We start from the raw sequence: 16,063 nt of genomic DNA, 5'->3' as shown, positions 1-16,063 counted from the left end.
ACGATGCGCAAGGTCGCCCGCCTGTCCCGCTTCAACATCGCCTCGCTGGCACTCGGGCTGGCCTTCCTCTATCTGCCGATCCTGATTCTCGTTCTCTACTCCTTCAACGCCTCGCGCCTGGTGACGGTGTGGGGCGGCTGGTCGCTGCGCTGGTATCACGAGTTCTTCAATGACCGCGCCATGATCGAGGCGGCCTGGATGAGCCTGCGGGTTGCGGTCGCCTCCGCGACGATCGCGACACTGCTCGGCACGCTGGCGGCGGTGGCGCTGTCGCGCGGGGAGAGGTTCCGCGGCCGTACCCTGTTCTCCGGCATGCTCTATGCCCCGCTGGTGATGCCGGAAGTGATCACGGGGTTGTCGCTGCTCTTGCTGTTCGTCGCGCTGAATGCCGAGCGCGGCTTCTGGACGGTGACGATCGCCCATACCACGCTGACCATGTGCTTCGTCGCGGTGGTCGTGCAGTCGCGCCTCGGCTCGCTCGATCGCTCGCTGGAGGAGGCGGCAATGGATCTCGGCTGCGATCCGGTGCGGGCGTTCGTCGCCGTGACGCTGCCGCTGATCGCTCCGGCGATCATCGCCGGCTGGATGCTGGCGTTCACGCTGTCGCTCGACGACCTCGTGATCGCGAGCTTCACCACCGGCCCGGGCTCGGCGACCCTGCCGATCCGCATCTATTCGGAGGTGCGGCTCGGCGTGAAGCCCGAGATCAACGCGATCTGCACGCTGGTGATCGCCCTGATCGCGGTCGTCATCGTCATCGCCTCGCTCGCTTCGAAGCTGTCGAGTTCGCAGGGCGAGAGCGCGGCGCCGCTGTAGCCGGTCGCGCGGCGAAGCGCGCACGGGCGGCGTCCTGCATGGCCGCACCGAGCTGGCGCAGCGCCAGTGCATTGAGCGGAAACTCCAGCAGGATGTGAATCAGGCTGAGCGCCAGCAGGAAGGTGAAGCCGAACGCGTAGTCGTAGAAATAGAGCGCGGTCGCCGCTGCGCTGGCAGCGGCCATTGCCGCCAGCCGCGCCTTCGGCACCTCGGTCCAGCGGATCACGTCGGCTTTGATGAACCAGTTGAGGTAGTGATAGGTGTAGACGAAGGCGAGCAGGCTGGTCAGCCTGGTGTCGAGCACGAGCCCCGGCACGCCGAACAGCCGGCCGAGCGCCGGGCCGACATTGCCGAAATAGTCCTGGCCGACCCGGGCAAAGCTTGCGATGCGGATTTCGGCGGCGGGCGGCAGCAGCAGGATCGCGGCGATTGCGGCGAGATAGAGCACCACCAGCGCGGCCTGCACGCGGCTGCCGGACCGGTAGGCGCCGAGCACCATGAAGATCAGCGTGAACAGCGAGACGTGAATCAGCGTCGGAATCAGGATGCCGATCACGGCGAGCGAGGAGCCGCTCGAATACATGATCGCGGAAAGGGCAAGCGCCACCATGAACAGCAGCATGCTCTCGATCGCGGTGGCGGTCGCCGCCAGCATGGCGCAGACGACCAGCGCGGCCCACATCGCAAAACCGAACCACGAGGCGTTGTCGATCAGCGCCGCGACCACGGCGACGATGGCGAGAACCGCGGCAATGCCGCGATGGGGCAGGTAGTAGCTGCGGTCATGCAGCCACGAGATCTCGGTGAAATAATGCGCCGGGCCGAGCACGACATAGGCCAGCAGCAACAGCTCGAACGGCACCAGATAGGCGGCCGCGAGCGCCAGCAGCATCAGGCCGAGATGGATCGCGTCGTTGCTTCGCATGATGCCGGGCCCCGCCTTTGGGAACCCGGAGGTTAGATGAGGCGTGGACAATCTTCAATTGCCCACGCCCTTGCTCGACCGCTTTGCTTGCGGCGACCCCTTGCGTCCTGTTGCGTCAGGACTTCACCGCACCCGCCGTCAGCCCGCCCACCATGTAGCGGCGGAAGGCGTAATAGACCGCGGCCGGCGGCAGCGCGTAGATGAAGCCGGTGGTCATCAGCAGCTCCCACGGCGAGTCGTCGGCGGCGAGGAAGTTGCCGAGCGCGACGGGGAGGGTGATCTCGCGGTCGTTCGACAGCAGCAGGAACGCGTAGAGATATTCGTTCCAGGCCAGCAGCACCGCATAGGTGCCGATCGCGACCAGCGAGGGCATCATCAGCGGCACGTAGACCAGGCGGAAGATCTGCAGGGTGGTGGCGCCGTCCATCACCGCGGCCTCGTCCAGCTCGACCGGCAGCTTGTCGGAGGCCTGCTTGAGCACCCAGATGGCGTAGGGGCTCGCGATCGTCACCATGGCCAGGATCAGCGACCAATGATTGTTGAGCAGGCCGTAATTGCCCATGGTGCGATACATCGGCACCGCGAGGAACGCCGCCGGAATGAAATAGGTGAAGAGCGCGAGGTTCAGCACCGCGCGTCCGCCCGGCACCTTCAGCCGCGAGATCGAGAACGCGGCTGCGGTCGCGATGACCAGCGTCAGCGCGCCGACGGAAGCCGCGATCAGCGTCGAATTCCAGAACTGGACGTAGAAGTCGCGCAGGAAATAGTGCTGCTGCTTGAACACGATCTCGAAGTTGTGCAGCGTCGGATGATCCGGCCACAGCTTGCCCGAGAACGCGTCCTCCTTGGGGGAGATCGCGAACAGGAACATGTGGTAGATCGGGATCATCGTCCACAGGAAGACGGGAATGCCGATCAGCAGCAGCCGCGCTTCCGTCGCGACGTCACGGAGGGAGGGAAGCTTCATCGCGACAACCGTTTCATCATGAAGTAAACGAGCGGCAGGACGAACGGCATCGCGCAGACGATGGACGCCATCGCGAGCGAGAGCTGGTCGAGCCGGAGATAGCGGATACCGAGCGTCGCCAGCACGTGCGTGAGGTCGGCAGGTCCGCCGCCGGTGAGCAGGTAGACGCTGTTGAAGTCGCCCAGCGTCCAGATCATCGAGAGCAGCGTGCAGGTGATGTACAGCGTCTGCATCGACGGCCAGGTGATGTAGCGGAATTTCTGCCACCAGCTCGCGCCGTCGACCTCCGCGGCCTCGAACAGATCGTGCGGGATCGCGAGACGGCCGGTGATCAGGATCAGGGTCCAGAACGGCAGGGACTTCCAGATGTGAACGCCGATTGCCATGCTGAGCGCCACGGTCGGGTCGTTCAGCCAGTTCGGGCCGTCATCGCCGGTGAACGAGAAGATGAGGTGGTTGATCACGCCCCATTCGGGATTGAGCATGAAGCGCACCGACAGGATGGTCGGGATCGACGGCACCGCCCACGGCAGGATGAAGATCACCGAAAGCCATCTGATCCAGGTGCGCTGCTGCGCGAAGAAGCCGGACAGGAACAACGCGATCAGCATCTTGATGTTGATGCCGATGACCAGGAAGATCAGCGTATTGATCGCGGCGCGCGCGAAGATCGGGTCGTTGTACAGCGCCACGTAATTCGACGGCGCCCGCGCCAGCCACAGCCCGTAGCAAACGGGATAGACGACGAAGGCCAGGAAGACCAGCATGTAGGGAGCGAGCAGGATGATGCCCCAGACCTGCGCCGGGGTCAGCCGCGACGACAGGGGCGGGCCGGGGATTGCCTGATCGCCAGAGAGCGTGATCGCCATTCTTTCGAAACTCTTTGAAAGGACTTCCGGCCGCACGAGGCGGCCGGTGTTTGTCGTTTACCACTCCCTGCGAGCCACGGGGAGAGAAGGATGGACCTTAGCCCGCGACCTGCTTGATCCGGGCGATCAGCTCGTCCACGGCCTTGTCGACCGGAACCTTCTCGCTGACGACGCGGTTCATCGCCTTCGCCCACACGTTCTCGTTGTTGAGGATCGTGAACTTCCAGTTCTTGGTGAAGTCGAACGCCGCGGTGCCGCCCTTGAACTGCGCGTAGACCGCCTTGCGGTGCTTGTCAGCCTGCCAGAACGGGCTTTCCTGGCTTTCCTTCGTCACCGGGAACCAGCGGCCGAGCGCGCCCTCGATGTAGGGACGGACGTTCTCTTCCTGCAGCAGGAAGCTGATGAACTGCTTGGCCTCGGCCTTGTTCTTGGCCGCGGTGAAGACCAGTCCGGTCTTGACGTCGGAGCGGTAGCGGATGGTCGAGCCATCAGGCGCCTTCGGGAACGACGCCGTGATGATGTCCTGTTCATAGGCCTTCTTGCCGGCCTCGCGCTGTTCCGGCGTGAGGTTCTGGTTCTGGGAATCCTCGAACCATTTCGCCGCGATCGAGATCGTGAAGTTATGGGTCATCACGATCGTCTTGTTGTGGAACGCAACGTTATTGTCGGGATCCTTCCAGGTGGTGGAGGACGGCGGGGTGCAGCCCTTGATGTAGGTGTCGGTGTAGTCCTTCATCGCCTTGATCAGGTTCTCGCGAACCGCGGGATCGTCGACCAGCAGCTTGCCGTCGTCGTCGACCAGCTTGACGTGATAGGCGTCCATGAAGGTGTAGAACGACTGGAAGGCGTCGGTGGATTCCACGCCCATCGGCTGGCCGACGGCGTAGAGGCGCTGGCCGGTCGCCTTGCGGATCGCCGGCTGCACCTTGTCGCACCAGAACGTCCAATAGCCCGCCCAGTCGTTCGGAATGTCGCTCAGCTTGAAGCCGGCCTTCTCCAGCAGGTCGTTCCAGATCTGAACGTGCATGCTCTGCTGCTTCAGCGGAAAGCCGTAATAGGCCTTCTTCTTGGTGACGTCGTTGTAGAGGATCGAGGCGTCGAGCGTGTTCTGCACGAACCGGCCCTTGATCGGCTCCATGACGTCGGTGAGGTCCTCGAGCTTGCCCTCATAGGCCCACTTGCCCTGTACCTGCACGTCGTAGCTGTCGGAATAGGCGACGTCGGGCACGGTGCCTGCATCGAGCGCCGCGACGGTCTTCGGAATCATGTCCTGGATCGCGTACTGCGACAATTCGACCTTGATGCCGGTCTTGGCTTCGAATTTCTTGATCGTCTCGGCGAGCGCTTCGTCCTCGGACTTGTAAAAGCCCTTGACCCACCAAACCGTAATCGTCTTTTGCTGCGCAAAGGCGGGTGCGGTGGCGGCAAATAGCCCAGCCGCAGCGACCGCCAATGAAACTGCGCGAATAACCTTGGATTTCACGTTTTTCTCCCTCAAACGGCCGGTGTTTTAACCGGTCGTATAAAACACTAGCGCATGGCCGTCATCCGATCTAGCGGCTTCTTGTCAGACCTATGTCGCGGTTGGAGCGAGGCTGCGACGATGCGAATTCGCGCATCGATCCAAAGGCCGCATCAATACATGCCAATCAATTCGCCTCGTGGTGTCTGGTCTGTCAGCGCTTACCCTTGATGCCGGCCGAAGCGGCAGTCGGGCTCGTGTCAGCCGATCGCGCGCGCGGCTTGCCTTGCCCGCTGGTCCGAGCGGGCGAACGCCATGCCTCGAGCAGCATCTTGAGAAACTGGCTGGCATGAGGGGACAGAGTCGCTCCGCGCCTGCGCACGATGCCGATCGTCCGCGACACTTCCGGCTCGATCAGGCGAATGGTCTGAATGATCGGATGGCCGGCCGCGGGCGTCGCGAGCTTCGGTAGTACGGCGATGCCGAGGCCCGCTTCGACCAGGCCAAGCGAACCGGAGAGGTGAGCCACTTCATAGGACCAGTTCAGCTGCAGGCCGTGTCGCGCCAGCGCGTTGTCGATCAGCGCACGATTGCCGCTGTTGCGGCCGACGGTGATGACCCGGTGCGGCACGATCTCCGGCCAGCTGACCTGCTTGCGCGATGCCAGCGGATGGTCGTGACGGCAGGCGAGGACGAAAGGATCCTCCACCAGCTTCTCGAACTCGATCTCGGCATGGGAGGCCCCGATGAAATTGATGCCGAAATCGACCTCGCCGCGCGCGACCGCTTCCAATCCCTCATTGGCACCGATGTCGAGAATCCGGATGCGAATGCGCGGATAGGCTTCGGCAAACCGGCCGATCGCGCGCGGCAGGAAGTAGAACACCGCGGTGGGCACCGCCGCCACCGAGACCAGGCCCGAACTTCGCGCGCCGATATCCTGGATGGCGAGCACCGAGGTCTCGAACTCGTCGATGAGGCGGCGCACCTTCGGCAGGAAATCGCGGCCCGTCATGGTGAGATTGACGTGGCGCGTCGAGCGTTCGAGCAGCGGCGCACCGAGGCCCTCTTCCAGTTTCTGGATGCGTCGGCTGAGCGCGGGCTGTGACAGGTTCAGTGCCCGCGCGGTGCGGACGAAGCTTCCGGTCTCCGCCACGGTGATGAAGGCCTTGAGGTCGAGCAGTTCCGCATTCATGGTGCCTCCAATTATACCGGTTTTCGAAATAATACCACGGATATTTGCATTTCACAAAAGAGTTCTGCCGGACGATGCTGCGGCCAGCGCGAAGGTGTCGCCGAACGGATCAGCTCCATGAACGATCAGATTGCCATTCCCTGTGTGGTCATGCGCGGGGGTACCTCGCGAGGCCCGTTCTTCCTGGCCCGCGATCTTCCGGTCGACGCAAGGTCGCGTGACGCGGTCCTCTTGTCCGTGATGGGAGGCGGACACGACCTTGGCATCGACGGGATCGGCGGCGGCAATGCCGTCATCAACAAGGTCGCGATCGTTGGACCGGCATCGGTGCCCGGCGCCGACGTCGACTATCTGTTCGCCCAGGTGCGGGTTCGTGAAGGGATCGTCGACACCTCGCCGAACTGCGGAAACATGCTGGCGGGGGTGGGGCCGTTCGCAATCGAGGCCGGCCTCGTCACCTCCACCGCCGATCGCACCCATGTGCGCATCCACAACGTCAACACCGGCAAGCTGATCGACGCGACGGTCGCCACGCCGGGAGGGCGGGTGACCTATGACGGCGAGGCGCAGATCGACGGTGTGCCGGGAACGGCCGCGCCCATCGAGCTGTCCTTCCCCAACGCCGCCGGCGCACGTACCGGTCGTCTCCTGCCGACGGGACGCGCCGTCGACACCATCAAGGGAATCGACGTGACCTGTCTCGATGCGGCGATGCCGGTCATGCTGGTCCGTGCGGCGGATCTGGGATGGAGCGGCCGCGAGGCTCCCTCGGACTTTGCCGACAGCAGCTTCCGCGCGCGCCTCGAGGAGTTGCGGATCGAGGCCGGACGCCGGATGGGCTTTCCCAATCCCGCCTCGATGGTGATCCCGAAACCGGTTTTGATCGCGCCCGCGAGCGGGGCGACGTTGAACGTCAGATACTTCATGCCGCACGACTGCCATAGCGCGCTGGCGGTAACAGGCGCCGTCGCGATCGCGACCGCATGCGTCACATCAGGAACGATTGCCGCAGAGATGGTCGGACCGCTGGCGCCGCCGGTGCCGATCACGCTCGCCCATCCCTCCGGCCAGCTCGTGGTCAGGCTCGAGCCCGGCCCGGTTGCCCGGGTGCTGCGAACAGCCCGGCGGATCTTCGAGGGCCACGTCTTCGCCCGCCGATCACACGTGCCTCATTCGGTGCTGGCGGCCTGAGCCCCGCCGCCTCCGAAGCCATCACAAAAAAACAGAGCCATGGGAGAGATGAGAATGCACAAGGAAGCGCTGGCTGGCCACGCCAACACCGAGGCGGGAAAGCCCTTCTACCGGATTCTGTATGTCCAGGTGCTGATGGGCCTCGTGCTGGGTGTCCTCACCGGCCATTTCTGGCCTGAATTCGGTGCCGCGCTCAAACCCTTCGGCGACGGCTTCGTCAAGCTGGTCAAGATGATGATCGCGCCGATCGTATTCTGCACCATCGTGAGCGGCATCACCAGCATCAGCGATTCCCGCGAGGTCGGCCGCACGCTGGTGAAATCCATGGCGCTGTTCTACCTGCTGACCGTGCTCGCATTGCTGGCCGGGCTGGTGGCCGTTTGGCTGATCCAGCCGGGCGTCGGCATGCATGTTTCCGTCAGCACGCTCGATCCGTCGGTGGCTGCGAAATTCACCAAGCAGGCCAGCGCGACCGGATTTACGGACTTCATGCTGCACATCATCCCGCATTCGTTCTTTGGAGCGTTCGCCGACGGTGAAGTGCTGCCGGTCCTGCTGATCTCCATCCTGATGGCCTTTGGCCTCAGCCGCGCCGGGGACGGAGGTGTGGTGGTGACAAAGGCGGTCGCCTCGTTCTCACACGTGCTGTTCGTGTCCTTCGGCTTCATCATGAAGCTCGCTCCGCTCGGCGCCTTTGGCGCCATGGCGTTCACCGTGGGCCGCTACGGCATCCGTTCGATCGGCTCGCTCGGACTGCTGATCCTGACCTTCTATCTCGCCTGCTCCGTGTTCGTGGTGGTCGTGCTTGGCACGCTGGCGCGGCTGAACGGCTTCAGCCTGTGGAAGACCATCCGCTACTTCAAGGAAGAATTGCTGATCGTGCTCGGCACCTCGTCCTCGGAGCCGGCGCTGCCGGGTGCGCTGCGCAAGCTGGAGCAGCTCGGATGCCGCAAAGGCGTCTCGGGGCTCGTGCTGCCGATGGGCTATTCCTTCAATCTGGACGGCAGCGCCATCTATCTCACCCTGGCGTCCATCTTCATCGCGCAGGCTTGCGACATTCACCTGTCGTGGGGGCAGATCGCCGCGATGCTCGGGCTGATGCTGCTGACGTCCAAAGGGGCGGCCGGCGTCACCGGCAGCGGCTTCGTCGCGCTTGTCGCGACGCTCTCGGTGATGCCGGATCTGCCCGTGACGGGCGTGGCACTGCTCGTCGGCATCGACCGCTTCATGTCGGAGGCGCGGGCGCTGACCAGCATGATCAGCAATTGCGTCGCGTCCATCACCATTTCGCTGTGGGAGAACGCCTGTGACCGCGAGGTGTTGGCCCGCGAACTCGGCCAGGGCAGCACGCCTGCGGTCGCGGCCGCGCCGACGATCGCTGCAGCGCCCCTGGAGCGGGGAGAGAAGAGCTGGATCTCGACGACCCAATCGGCCGCGTGAGGCCGCGCCGGATCTTGCCTCAGTTGGACTTGGCGTTTTCTTTGGCGTTTTCCTTGCCATTCTCAGCAGTCGGCGATCCATCGGGGCGCTTTCCGCCTCCCGTGATGCGCTGCTTCAGGAGATCGAGGAAGGGAGACGCTGCAGGCGACTGCCGGATCAGGCTTTCGGGATCGGGAAAGATCAGCGGATCGTCCCAGGGGCCCTGCACCATGAAGGGCAATTGAAAGCCGGACGCCGTGTTGAGGCTCGCCACGCCCTTCATGTCGTATTCGCGCGCCGGCACCGAGGCGGTGCCGGTCAGCGTGATCTTGGCCGCCGGGCCCTCGATGCGGATGTCCTCGGCGGTGGCGATGCCGTCGGAGAATTTCACCGAGATGGTGAGATTGTCGTATGGCGTCGAGCCGTTGCGGAAATTGCCGCCACCCGACAGCGGCCGTCGCTCCAGCCGCTTCAGCAGCTGCTCGGCATTGAAGCCCGAGATCGCGCCGTTGTGCCCGGTCACGGTGGCGCTGCCGTCGAGGGACTGCACGAGGCCGAACGGGCTAGAGCCCGAGGCGAAGAGCGAGACGTTGATGTTGCCGCGACCGGACAGCTTGTTGAGGCCGAACAGCTCAGTGGCGCAGGCCTGCAGATCGACGTCGGTGAACTGGAATTGCGCCTTGATGTCGGCGACCGTATCGGACCGCGCGATGCCGAACGAGCCCTTTGCGATCCCGCCATAGACCTGCGCCTCGCCGACCGAGAGCGCCAGCGTGCCATTGCGCACATTGGCGCCGATCGCGGTGCGGCCGAGCTTGGTCGGCCCAACCGTCAGCTTGGCCGCCGACAGGCGCATGTCGAGGTCGGTGGTCGACAACCCGTTGAGATCGAACAGTTGCCTGTTCCAGTCGCGCGCGCCGCTCGCGAGCAGGCGGAACGTCGAGATATAAGGCGTGAAGTCGAGCGCGTCGGCGGCGAGCGTCGCCTGCAGCGTCTGCCGGCCGTTATTGGCGTAGGTCATGACGCCCTCGGCGGCATTGCCGTCGAGCTCGACATTGACATTGGTGAGCGCGATCGAGGCGCCGACGACGTTGGCGCGCGCCTTCAGCACGAAGCGGCCGAAGCCGCCGCTGCCGGGCTGCGGCTGTCCGGTCCAGCGCAGCGCGTTGCGCAAGGACGGGCTGTCCACGGTGAGCGTGCCCTCCATCATCGGGCTGGTACGGTTGGCGACGCTGCCGTCGAAGGCGAGCTTGAGCGGCGCGCTGGCGATGCGCGCCTTCAGGCCGGAGCGGTCGCCGGAGAGGGCGGCGACGAAATCGGAGAAGCTGATCGAGCCGTCGACGCGCTCGCCGCGCCAGTCGAACTGCCCGGTCGCGGCAAAGGAGCGCGAGATCGAAGGCCAGGCCAGCGACAGGTCGATGTCCTCGAGCTTCTCGGTGGCATGCGTGGCAACGTCCTCGTAATCGAGCACGCCGTCCTGGATGCGGATTTCGGAGAACGAGACCTGGTTCTCGGCCCCGGGCTTCATGGTGCGCGCGATGGTCTGGATGAAGGGCGTCCAGTTGCTCTCGCCGTCCGGCTGGAGGCTGACGTGGATGCGCGGCCGCAGCAGCGTCAGGTCGGCGATCTCGAAACGTTGCAGCAACAGCGGCAGCAGCCGCAAATTCGCGGTGAGCACGTCGACCTGGAGCGCGGGAGCACTGTTACCGCCGCCCTTGAGGCCGACGTCGCGGAAGGAGATGTAGCTCGCCGGAAGCACCGAGATGTCGATGCTGCCGGCGACATTGAGCTCGAGCCCGGTGACGTCGCGGATCTGCGCCTCGACCGCCTTGCGCAGCGCGTCGCGGTTGATGAGCCAGGAGGTCGCGATCAGGGCGATCAGCGCGATGCCGAGCAGCGCCGCGATCGGCGTCCCGAGGCGCTTCATTCCTTGGGCCATGGTCAATGGCATGTCCTGATCGGGTTGGTCGTTGGAGCCAGAAGGGCGGGCCGCGAAAGCTTGCGTGCCGACGCCCAGATCCTATGGTGTTAAGTGCCGCAACTTGATGGGTTTTCTTGACGCTTTCAAGGCCGCTGCACGGTTATGCCCACGGCATGGGCAGCTTCTATCACCCGGGGGCGGAGCGGAGAACCCCGTATCATTGACGGCTTCGGACGATTTCGCCTAATAATCGCCGCCAATGAGGCGCGACGCCCGCCAGCCCAAGGTTCAGTCGAGGTTTTTTGCATGAACAAGGTCTATCCCGACGCCAAGTCGGCGCTCGACGGTATTCTCAAAGACAACATGATGATCATGTCGGGCGGCTTCGGCCTCTGCGGCATCGCCGAGGAGCTGTCGGACGCGATCCGCGACTCCGGCGTCAAGGGCCTGACGGTGGTCTCCAACAATGCCGGCGTCGACGGGATCGGCCTCAGCCGCCTGCTCGAAACCCGCCAGATCAAGAAGATGATCTCGTCCTATGTCGGCGAGAACAAGCTGTTCGCCCAGCAATACCTCGCCGGCGAGCTGGAACTCGAATTCAATCCGCAGGGCACGCTGGCCGAGCGCATCCGCGCCGGCGGCGCCGGCATCCCGGCCTTCTACACCAAGACCGGCGTCGGCACCCTGATCGCCGAAGGCAAGGAAGTGAAGGAATTCGACGGCGAGAAGTACCTGATGGAGCGCGGCCTGTTCGCCGACCTCGCCATCGTGCATGCTTGGAAGGGCGACACCGCCGGAAACTTGATCTACCGCAAGACCGCGCGCAACTTTAACCCGATGATGGCGACCGCCGCGAAGATCACGGTGGCCGAGGTCGAGCACCTGGTTCCCGCCGGTGAACTCAATCCCGACCACATCCACACGCCCGGTATCTTCGTGAAGCGCATCGTCGAGGTCGGCACGGCCAAGAAGCGCATCGAATTCCGCAACACCCGCCCGCGTACCGCCGCTTAAGGGCAACAGGAGACTCATATGGCCTGGACCCGTGAACAGATGGCCGCGCGCGCCGCGAAGGAATTGCGCGACGGCTATTACGTCAATCTCGGCATCGGCATCCCGACGCTGGTCTCGAACTACATCCCCGACGGCATGGACGTCTCCTTGCAGAGCGAGAACGGCATGCTCGGCATGGGGCCGTTCCCCTATGAGGGCGAGGAAGACGCCGATCTCATCAACGCCGGCAAACAGACCGTGAGCGAGCTGCCCTCGACCTCGTATTTCTCGAGCGCGGATTCCTTCGGCATGATCCGCGGCGGCCACATGGATCTGTCGATCCTCGGCGCCATGCAGGTGGCCCAGAACGGCGATCTCGCCAACTGGATGATCCCCGGCAAGATGGTCAAGGGCATGGGCGGCGCGATGGATCTCGTCGCCGGCGTCAAGCGCGTCGTCGTGGTGATGGAGCATTCGGCCAAGGACGGCCCGAAGCTCCTGAAGACGTGCAACCTGCCGCTGACCGGCGAACGCGTGGTCGACATGGTTGTCACCGATCTCGCCGTCTTCACCATCGACAAGCATGGCACCGGTGGCATGGCGCTGATCGAGCTCGCCGACGGCGTCTCGCTCGACGAGGTCAAGGCAAAGACGGAAGCCGAATTTCGCGTCGCGCTGAAGAACACGTAGGCGATCACTCGATCAAGTCGGGTGATGACGGTTGAGTTTGTTGCGCGCAGCTCTCTCAACAGCGTCATTGCGAGCGCAGCGAAGCAATCCAGAATCTTTCCGCGGCGGCAGTCTGGATTGCTTCGCTGCGCTCGCAATGACCGGCGTGTGCTGCAGCGGCTCCTCCTCCAATTTCTCCCTCGGCGGGCGATAGGCCTTGCCGCTCTTGCGACAGCCAGCTCGCACGGCCTCCCCCGACGGGGCATCCCGTCAAGCGGGGCCGCTCGGCACTTCGGAGAACCGGGTCAGCCAGGCAACCGGGCCGATGCTGGCGACGATGATCAGGAGGGCCGCCAGCGCGCCGTCCTCGAAATTGCCGCGGCTTGCGTACTGGTAGATCGACGTCGACAGTGTTTCGACGTTGAGGGGCCGCAAGAGCAGCGTTGCCGGGAGCTCCTTCAGACAGTCGACGAACATGATGATGACGGCGCCCAGCATCGCGGGCCGGAGCAACGGCAGATAGATCTGCCTCAAGATGACTGCCTGGCCTGCGCCGACCGCGCGCGCGCTCTCGTCATAGTCGCTGGGAATGCTGTCGAACCCGGCCTTGATCATGCCGACCGGCACAGCCAGAAAACGAATCGTGTAGGCGATCACGACGGCCATCCCGGAGCCGACCAGGACCAGCCCGGGAAGGGAACGTCCGGTCCAGGTCGCGACCGCGCTCAGCGCATTGTCGACCGCCAGGACCGGGGTGAGCAGGCCGAGAGCGATGACGAGACCCGGCAGCGCGTGTCCGGCCTGCGCGATGCTCAGCGCGACATATCGCAGAGGATCCGGCCGCAAGCGGTGCGCGATCGTCGTAGCGAGCGCAAGCATCAGCGCCATGAGCGTCGCGAGCCCTGCAAAGGCAAACGAATGGAAGGTGTGGCGCCACAGCAGCGGGTCGAAATTTGCAAGCAGTCCGCGACCGAGAGCCTGATGCGCCAGATAGAGCAGCGGTACCACGAAGCCGATCAGCACCGGCAGCGCGCAAACCGCGAACGCGATCGACGCTCTTGCGCCCGACAGCGGGGTTCGCTGCCTCACATGCGGGCTTTCGGCCGAGAACTCGGTGCTGGCGTTGCGACGGCCGTAACGCTCCATCGCGATCAGGCCGGCGACGATCGCAAGCATCAGGCATGCCAGTTGTGCCGCACCGGCAAGGCTGCCGCGGTTGAGCCAGGTGGTGAAGATCGAGACCGTCAGCGTGCGGATGCCGAGATATTCGCTGGCTCCGATGTCGTTGAGCGTTTCCAGCGCGACCAGCGCCACGCCGATCGCGAGCGCCGGCCGCGCCATTGGCAGTGAAACGCGCCAGAAAACGGTCCATCGGCCGGCGCCCAGCGTCTTGGCCGCTTCGGCAAATTCGGCAGACTGAACCTGGAACGTCGCGCGGGCCGACAGATAGACGTAAGGATAGAGCACGAGCCCGATCACGAAGATGGCGCCCAGCAGCGAGCGCAGGTTGGGCAGATGGCCGAGTGCATCGCGCAGCGGCAGCCAGATCGCCAGGGTGCGGTGCACGAGGCCAAGCGGCTCGAACAGGTCGGCATAGACGTAAGCCGCAAGATAGGTCGGAATCGCCAGCGGCAGCGGCATCAGCCACAGGAGCATGCCCCGGCCGGCAAAATCGTGGCGCGATATCACCCATGCAGTGCCGGCGCCGATCAGTAGTGTGACCGCGCCGACCCCGACGAGCAGAAGCGCGGTATCCAGCAGGGCGGCCGGCAGCACGTAGCTGATCAGGTCGTGCCACACATCGGGCGCCGGCTGCAGAGCCAGCGAAACGATCGAGATCACGGGCGCCGCGACCATGATCGCGGTTGCGATCGCGATTGCGGTTGCGGCGCGCCCGGCGTGGGCACGGCGTCTCGAGCGAGGCCGTGCGTCCGAAGTTTCTCCCAGTGTAAGAGACGTGGGCCGCCAGAGATCAGTTGTCAAAGCCGACCTTGTCCACCAGCGAGGCCGCAGCCTTGCGGTTGGCGGCGATCTTTGCGATCGGCAACGGATCCGGGCCGAGCTTGCCGTAGCCCGCGATGGTCGCGTTGACGGCGACACCGCTCCGAACCGGATATTCGTAGTTCTGGTCGGCATACATCTGCTGCGCCTGCTCGCTCACGAGCCATTCGATCAGCTTGATGCCGTTTGCCTTGTTGGGCGCGTTCTTGGCGAGCAGCACGCCGGAGAGGTTGACGTGAGTGCCGCCGCCCTCGAAGGTCGGCAGGATGACGCGGGTCGCCTCCGCCCACGGCTTCTTCTCGGGATCGTTGTTCATCATCAGCGCCCAGTAATAGGTGTTGCCGATGCCGATGTCGCATTTGCCAGCGGCGACGTCACGCGCGGCTTCGCGATCGCCGCCCGACGGCTTCTGCGCGAGGTTGGCCTTCACGCCGCGCAGCCATTCCTCGGCCTTGGCCTCGCCGTACTTGGCCGCGTAGGCCGCGAACAGCGCGTTGTTATAGATGTGCTGGCCCGAGCGAATGCAGATCTTGCCCTTCCACTTGGGATCGGCGAGCTCCTCATAGGTGATCTTGTCCTGCTTGACACGATCCTTCGAGGCATAGATCACGCGCGCGCGCATGGAGATCCCGGCCCAATGTCCGTCCGGATCGCGATACTGCGCCGGCACGACCTTGTCGACCGCCTCCGACTTGATCGGCTGGGTGACGCCGGCCTGCACGGCCTCGTCGATGCGGCCGATGTCCACCGTCAGCAGCACGTCGGCCGGACTGTTGGCCCCTTCCGCCTTCATGCGCTGCTCCAGACCGGAGCTTGCGGAGACGACGTTGACCTTGATGCCCGTGTCCTTGGTGAACGCATCGAACAGCGGCTGGATCAGCTTGGTCTCGCGGTAGGTATAGACGTTAACCTCGCCATTGGCGGCTGCCTCCGACACGAAAGACGTGGTCAGGCTCAACACCGCCGCAGACGCGGCGAGGACGCGAAGATAGATCATAAGGGCTGCTCCCAGGCGCGCGATTGAACGCCGATTGAGTAGCGCAGGCGTTGGAACAAAGTCAGCGACGCGATGTCGCGACGGCATGAGCTTAGAGCAATTCCAAAGTACCTTTTAGACTCGTTCTAATGCTTGAGCCGAAGGTATGGAGAACGATGGCCGCCCCTATGATCTTGCCGGCCTCGTCTTGAACGCCACCTCAGCGCAACTGGCTTGCATATCAAGTTGGAGGACGATCTCGATCGTCTCGGCTCGTGCGCACGTGGGTGAGATCGCGAAGGAGGCTTTGGCGAACGGCCGGTCAGAGCGGATTCACGGCGAGCCAGACCAATCCCAAGATCGCGAGCGCCAGCGCGACGAAGACGGCGATTGCGGCAACCAGGGCGCGCACCACGCCGACCGGGGCAGGCGCGGCCGGCGCGGGCCGGAAGTCGTCGAAACGCGGGATATGGCCGCGGACGTCGAGCAGGGAGAGAATGAGTTCGAGTGCGAAAAGCCCCATGGCAAACGCTCCGGATGGCCGCGAATATCGCTCACCATGGCCGAGACGGGGCCCTCGCGCTTTGCGCGAGCGCAAAGTCGCTGCCGCGGATCCGGGTTATCTGAATTCATTCCGTGATTTGCCGCGATGTCTGCAC

Annotated in this window: 14 protein-coding genes; 5 read left to right on the top strand and 9 right to left on the bottom strand. The window is 64.3% G+C overall.

Translation table 11 applies throughout. The annotated features are described in order from the left end of the window. Positions 1–3: 3 nt before the first annotated feature. On the top strand, positions 4–816 hold the full coding sequence (locus tag XI05_RS17230; protein ID WP_271503754.1) for an ABC transporter permease: 813 nt from the start codon (positions 4–6) through the stop codon (positions 814–816). Here XI05_RS17230 and XI05_RS17225 read toward each other — a convergent pair. From XI05_RS17225 to XI05_RS17205, 5 genes are all read right to left on the bottom strand, one after another. Beyond that, positions 755–1,741 carry a hypothetical protein gene (locus XI05_RS17225; protein WP_271503751.1) on the bottom strand — a complete coding sequence of 329 codons (987 nt, stop codon included), beginning with the start codon at positions 1,739–1,741 and terminating at the stop codon, positions 755–757. The two genes, XI05_RS17230 and XI05_RS17225, sit on opposite strands and share 62 nt — an antisense overlap. Before the next feature lie 115 nt (positions 1,742–1,856). After that, the gene (locus XI05_RS17220) at positions 1,857–2,708 is read right to left on the bottom strand and encodes a carbohydrate ABC transporter permease (protein WP_172784734.1); all 852 of its coding nucleotides are present in this window, start codon (positions 2,706–2,708) and stop codon (positions 1,857–1,859) included. After that, positions 2,705–3,577, bottom strand: a complete 873-nt coding sequence (locus XI05_RS17215) for a carbohydrate ABC transporter permease (protein WP_271503749.1) — start codon at positions 3,575–3,577, stop codon at positions 2,705–2,707. The genes XI05_RS17220 and XI05_RS17215 overlap by 4 nt, the downstream gene beginning before the upstream one ends. 97 nt (positions 3,578–3,674) lie before the next feature. Next, on the bottom strand, positions 3,675–5,060 hold the full coding sequence (locus XI05_RS17210; protein WP_271503746.1) for an ABC transporter substrate-binding protein: 1,386 nt from the start codon (positions 5,058–5,060) through the stop codon (positions 3,675–3,677). Positions 5,061–5,253: 193 nt separating this feature from the next. After that, positions 5,254–6,234 carry a LysR family transcriptional regulator gene (locus XI05_RS17205; protein WP_271503743.1) on the bottom strand — a complete coding sequence of 327 codons (981 nt, stop codon included), beginning with the start codon at positions 6,232–6,234 and terminating at the stop codon, positions 5,254–5,256. 117 nt (positions 6,235–6,351) lie between these two features. Between XI05_RS17205 and XI05_RS17200 the strand changes: the two genes are divergently transcribed. After that, a complete protein-coding gene (locus XI05_RS17200) occupies positions 6,352–7,425 on the top strand; it encodes a 4-oxalomesaconate tautomerase (RefSeq protein ID WP_271503740.1) in 1,074 nt (357 codons plus the stop codon). A gap of 54 nt (positions 7,426–7,479) precedes the next feature. Further along, a complete protein-coding gene (gene dctA / locus XI05_RS17195; RefSeq protein WP_271503737.1) occupies positions 7,480–8,865 on the top strand; it encodes a C4-dicarboxylate transporter DctA in 1,386 nt (461 codons plus the stop codon). A gap of 19 nt (positions 8,866–8,884) precedes the next feature. Here dctA and XI05_RS17190 read toward each other — a convergent pair whose 3' ends face one another. Further along, entirely contained in the window at positions 8,885–10,783 is a 1,899-nt protein-coding gene (locus XI05_RS17190) for an AsmA family protein (protein WP_271504007.1), read from the bottom strand. A 288-nt stretch (positions 10,784–11,071) separates the two neighbouring features. Between XI05_RS17190 and XI05_RS17185 the strand changes: the two genes are divergently transcribed. Both XI05_RS17185 and XI05_RS17180 read left to right on the top strand, forming a co-directional pair. Further along, positions 11,072–11,779: a CoA transferase subunit A gene (locus tag XI05_RS17185; protein WP_271503733.1), complete on the top strand. Its 708-nt coding sequence runs from the start codon at positions 11,072–11,074 to the stop codon at positions 11,777–11,779. Positions 11,780–11,797: 18 nt separating this feature from the next. Then, on the top strand, positions 11,798–12,448 hold the full coding sequence (locus XI05_RS17180; protein WP_172784730.1) for a 3-oxoacid CoA-transferase subunit B: 651 nt from the start codon (positions 11,798–11,800) through the stop codon (positions 12,446–12,448). A gap of 249 nt (positions 12,449–12,697) precedes the next feature. On the opposite strand, the gene XI05_RS17175 is transcribed toward XI05_RS17180, so the two are convergent. The 3 genes from XI05_RS17175 to XI05_RS17165 all read right to left on the bottom strand — a co-directional run bounded on the left by XI05_RS17175 (position 12,698) and on the right by XI05_RS17165 (position 15,927). Continuing rightward, positions 12,698–14,284 (bottom strand): ABC transporter permease, encoded by a 1,587-nt coding sequence (locus tag XI05_RS17175; protein WP_271503731.1) that lies wholly within the window; start codon positions 14,282–14,284, stop codon positions 12,698–12,700. A 115-nt stretch (positions 14,285–14,399) separates the two neighbouring features. Further along, positions 14,400–15,425: a Fe(3+) ABC transporter substrate-binding protein gene (locus XI05_RS17170; RefSeq protein WP_271503728.1), complete on the bottom strand. Its 1,026-nt coding sequence runs from the start codon at positions 15,423–15,425 to the stop codon at positions 14,400–14,402. Positions 15,426–15,726: 301 nt separating this feature from the next. Continuing rightward, the gene (locus XI05_RS17165) at positions 15,727–15,927 is read right to left on the bottom strand and encodes a hypothetical protein (protein ID WP_271503725.1); all 201 of its coding nucleotides are present in this window, start codon (positions 15,925–15,927) and stop codon (positions 15,727–15,729) included. Between the last annotated feature and the right edge of the window lie 136 nt (positions 15,928–16,063).

Origin of the sequence: Bradyrhizobium sp. CCBAU 11357 (assembly GCF_028128865.1) — a bacterium.
Taxonomy (GTDB): Bacteria; Pseudomonadota; Alphaproteobacteria; order Rhizobiales; family Xanthobacteraceae; genus Bradyrhizobium.
This window is presented reverse-complemented; position numbering and strand designations above follow the sequence as displayed.

Excerpts from the sequence above, each read along its gene's own strand:
- XI05_RS17230 (WP_271503754.1), top strand. The coding sequence starts at position 4 with ATGCGCAAGGTCGCCCGCCTGTCCCGCTTCAACATCGCCTCGCTGGCA.
- XI05_RS17220 (WP_172784734.1), bottom strand. The coding sequence starts at position 2,708 with ATGAAGCTTCCCTCCCTCCGTGACGTCGCGACGGAAGCGCGGCTGCTG.
- XI05_RS17165 (WP_271503725.1), bottom strand. The coding sequence starts at position 15,927 with ATGGGGCTTTTCGCACTCGAACTCATTCTCTCCCTGCTCGACGTCCGC.
- XI05_RS17180 (WP_172784730.1), top strand. The coding sequence starts at position 11,798 with ATGGCCTGGACCCGTGAACAGATGGCCGCGCGCGCCGCGAAGGAATTG.
- XI05_RS17215 (WP_271503749.1), bottom strand. The coding sequence starts at position 3,577 with ATGGCGATCACGCTCTCTGGCGATCAGGCAATCCCCGGCCCGCCCCTG.
- XI05_RS17185 (WP_271503733.1), top strand. The coding sequence starts at position 11,072 with ATGAACAAGGTCTATCCCGACGCCAAGTCGGCGCTCGACGGTATTCTC.
- XI05_RS17225 (WP_271503751.1), bottom strand. The coding sequence starts at position 1,741 with ATGCGAAGCAACGACGCGATCCATCTCGGCCTGATGCTGCTGGCGCTC.
- XI05_RS17190 (WP_271504007.1), bottom strand. The coding sequence starts at position 10,783 with ATGGCCCAAGGAATGAAGCGCCTCGGGACGCCGATCGCGGCGCTGCTC.
- dctA (WP_271503737.1), top strand. The coding sequence starts at position 7,480 with ATGCACAAGGAAGCGCTGGCTGGCCACGCCAACACCGAGGCGGGAAAG.
- XI05_RS17200 (WP_271503740.1), top strand. The coding sequence starts at position 6,352 with ATGAACGATCAGATTGCCATTCCCTGTGTGGTCATGCGCGGGGGTACC.
- XI05_RS17205 (WP_271503743.1), bottom strand. The coding sequence starts at position 6,234 with ATGAATGCGGAACTGCTCGACCTCAAGGCCTTCATCACCGTGGCGGAG.
- XI05_RS17170 (WP_271503728.1), bottom strand. The coding sequence starts at position 15,425 with ATGATCTATCTTCGCGTCCTCGCCGCGTCTGCGGCGGTGTTGAGCCTG.
- XI05_RS17175 (WP_271503731.1), bottom strand. The coding sequence starts at position 14,284 with ATGGTCGCGGCGCCCGTGATCTCGATCGTTTCGCTGGCTCTGCAGCCG.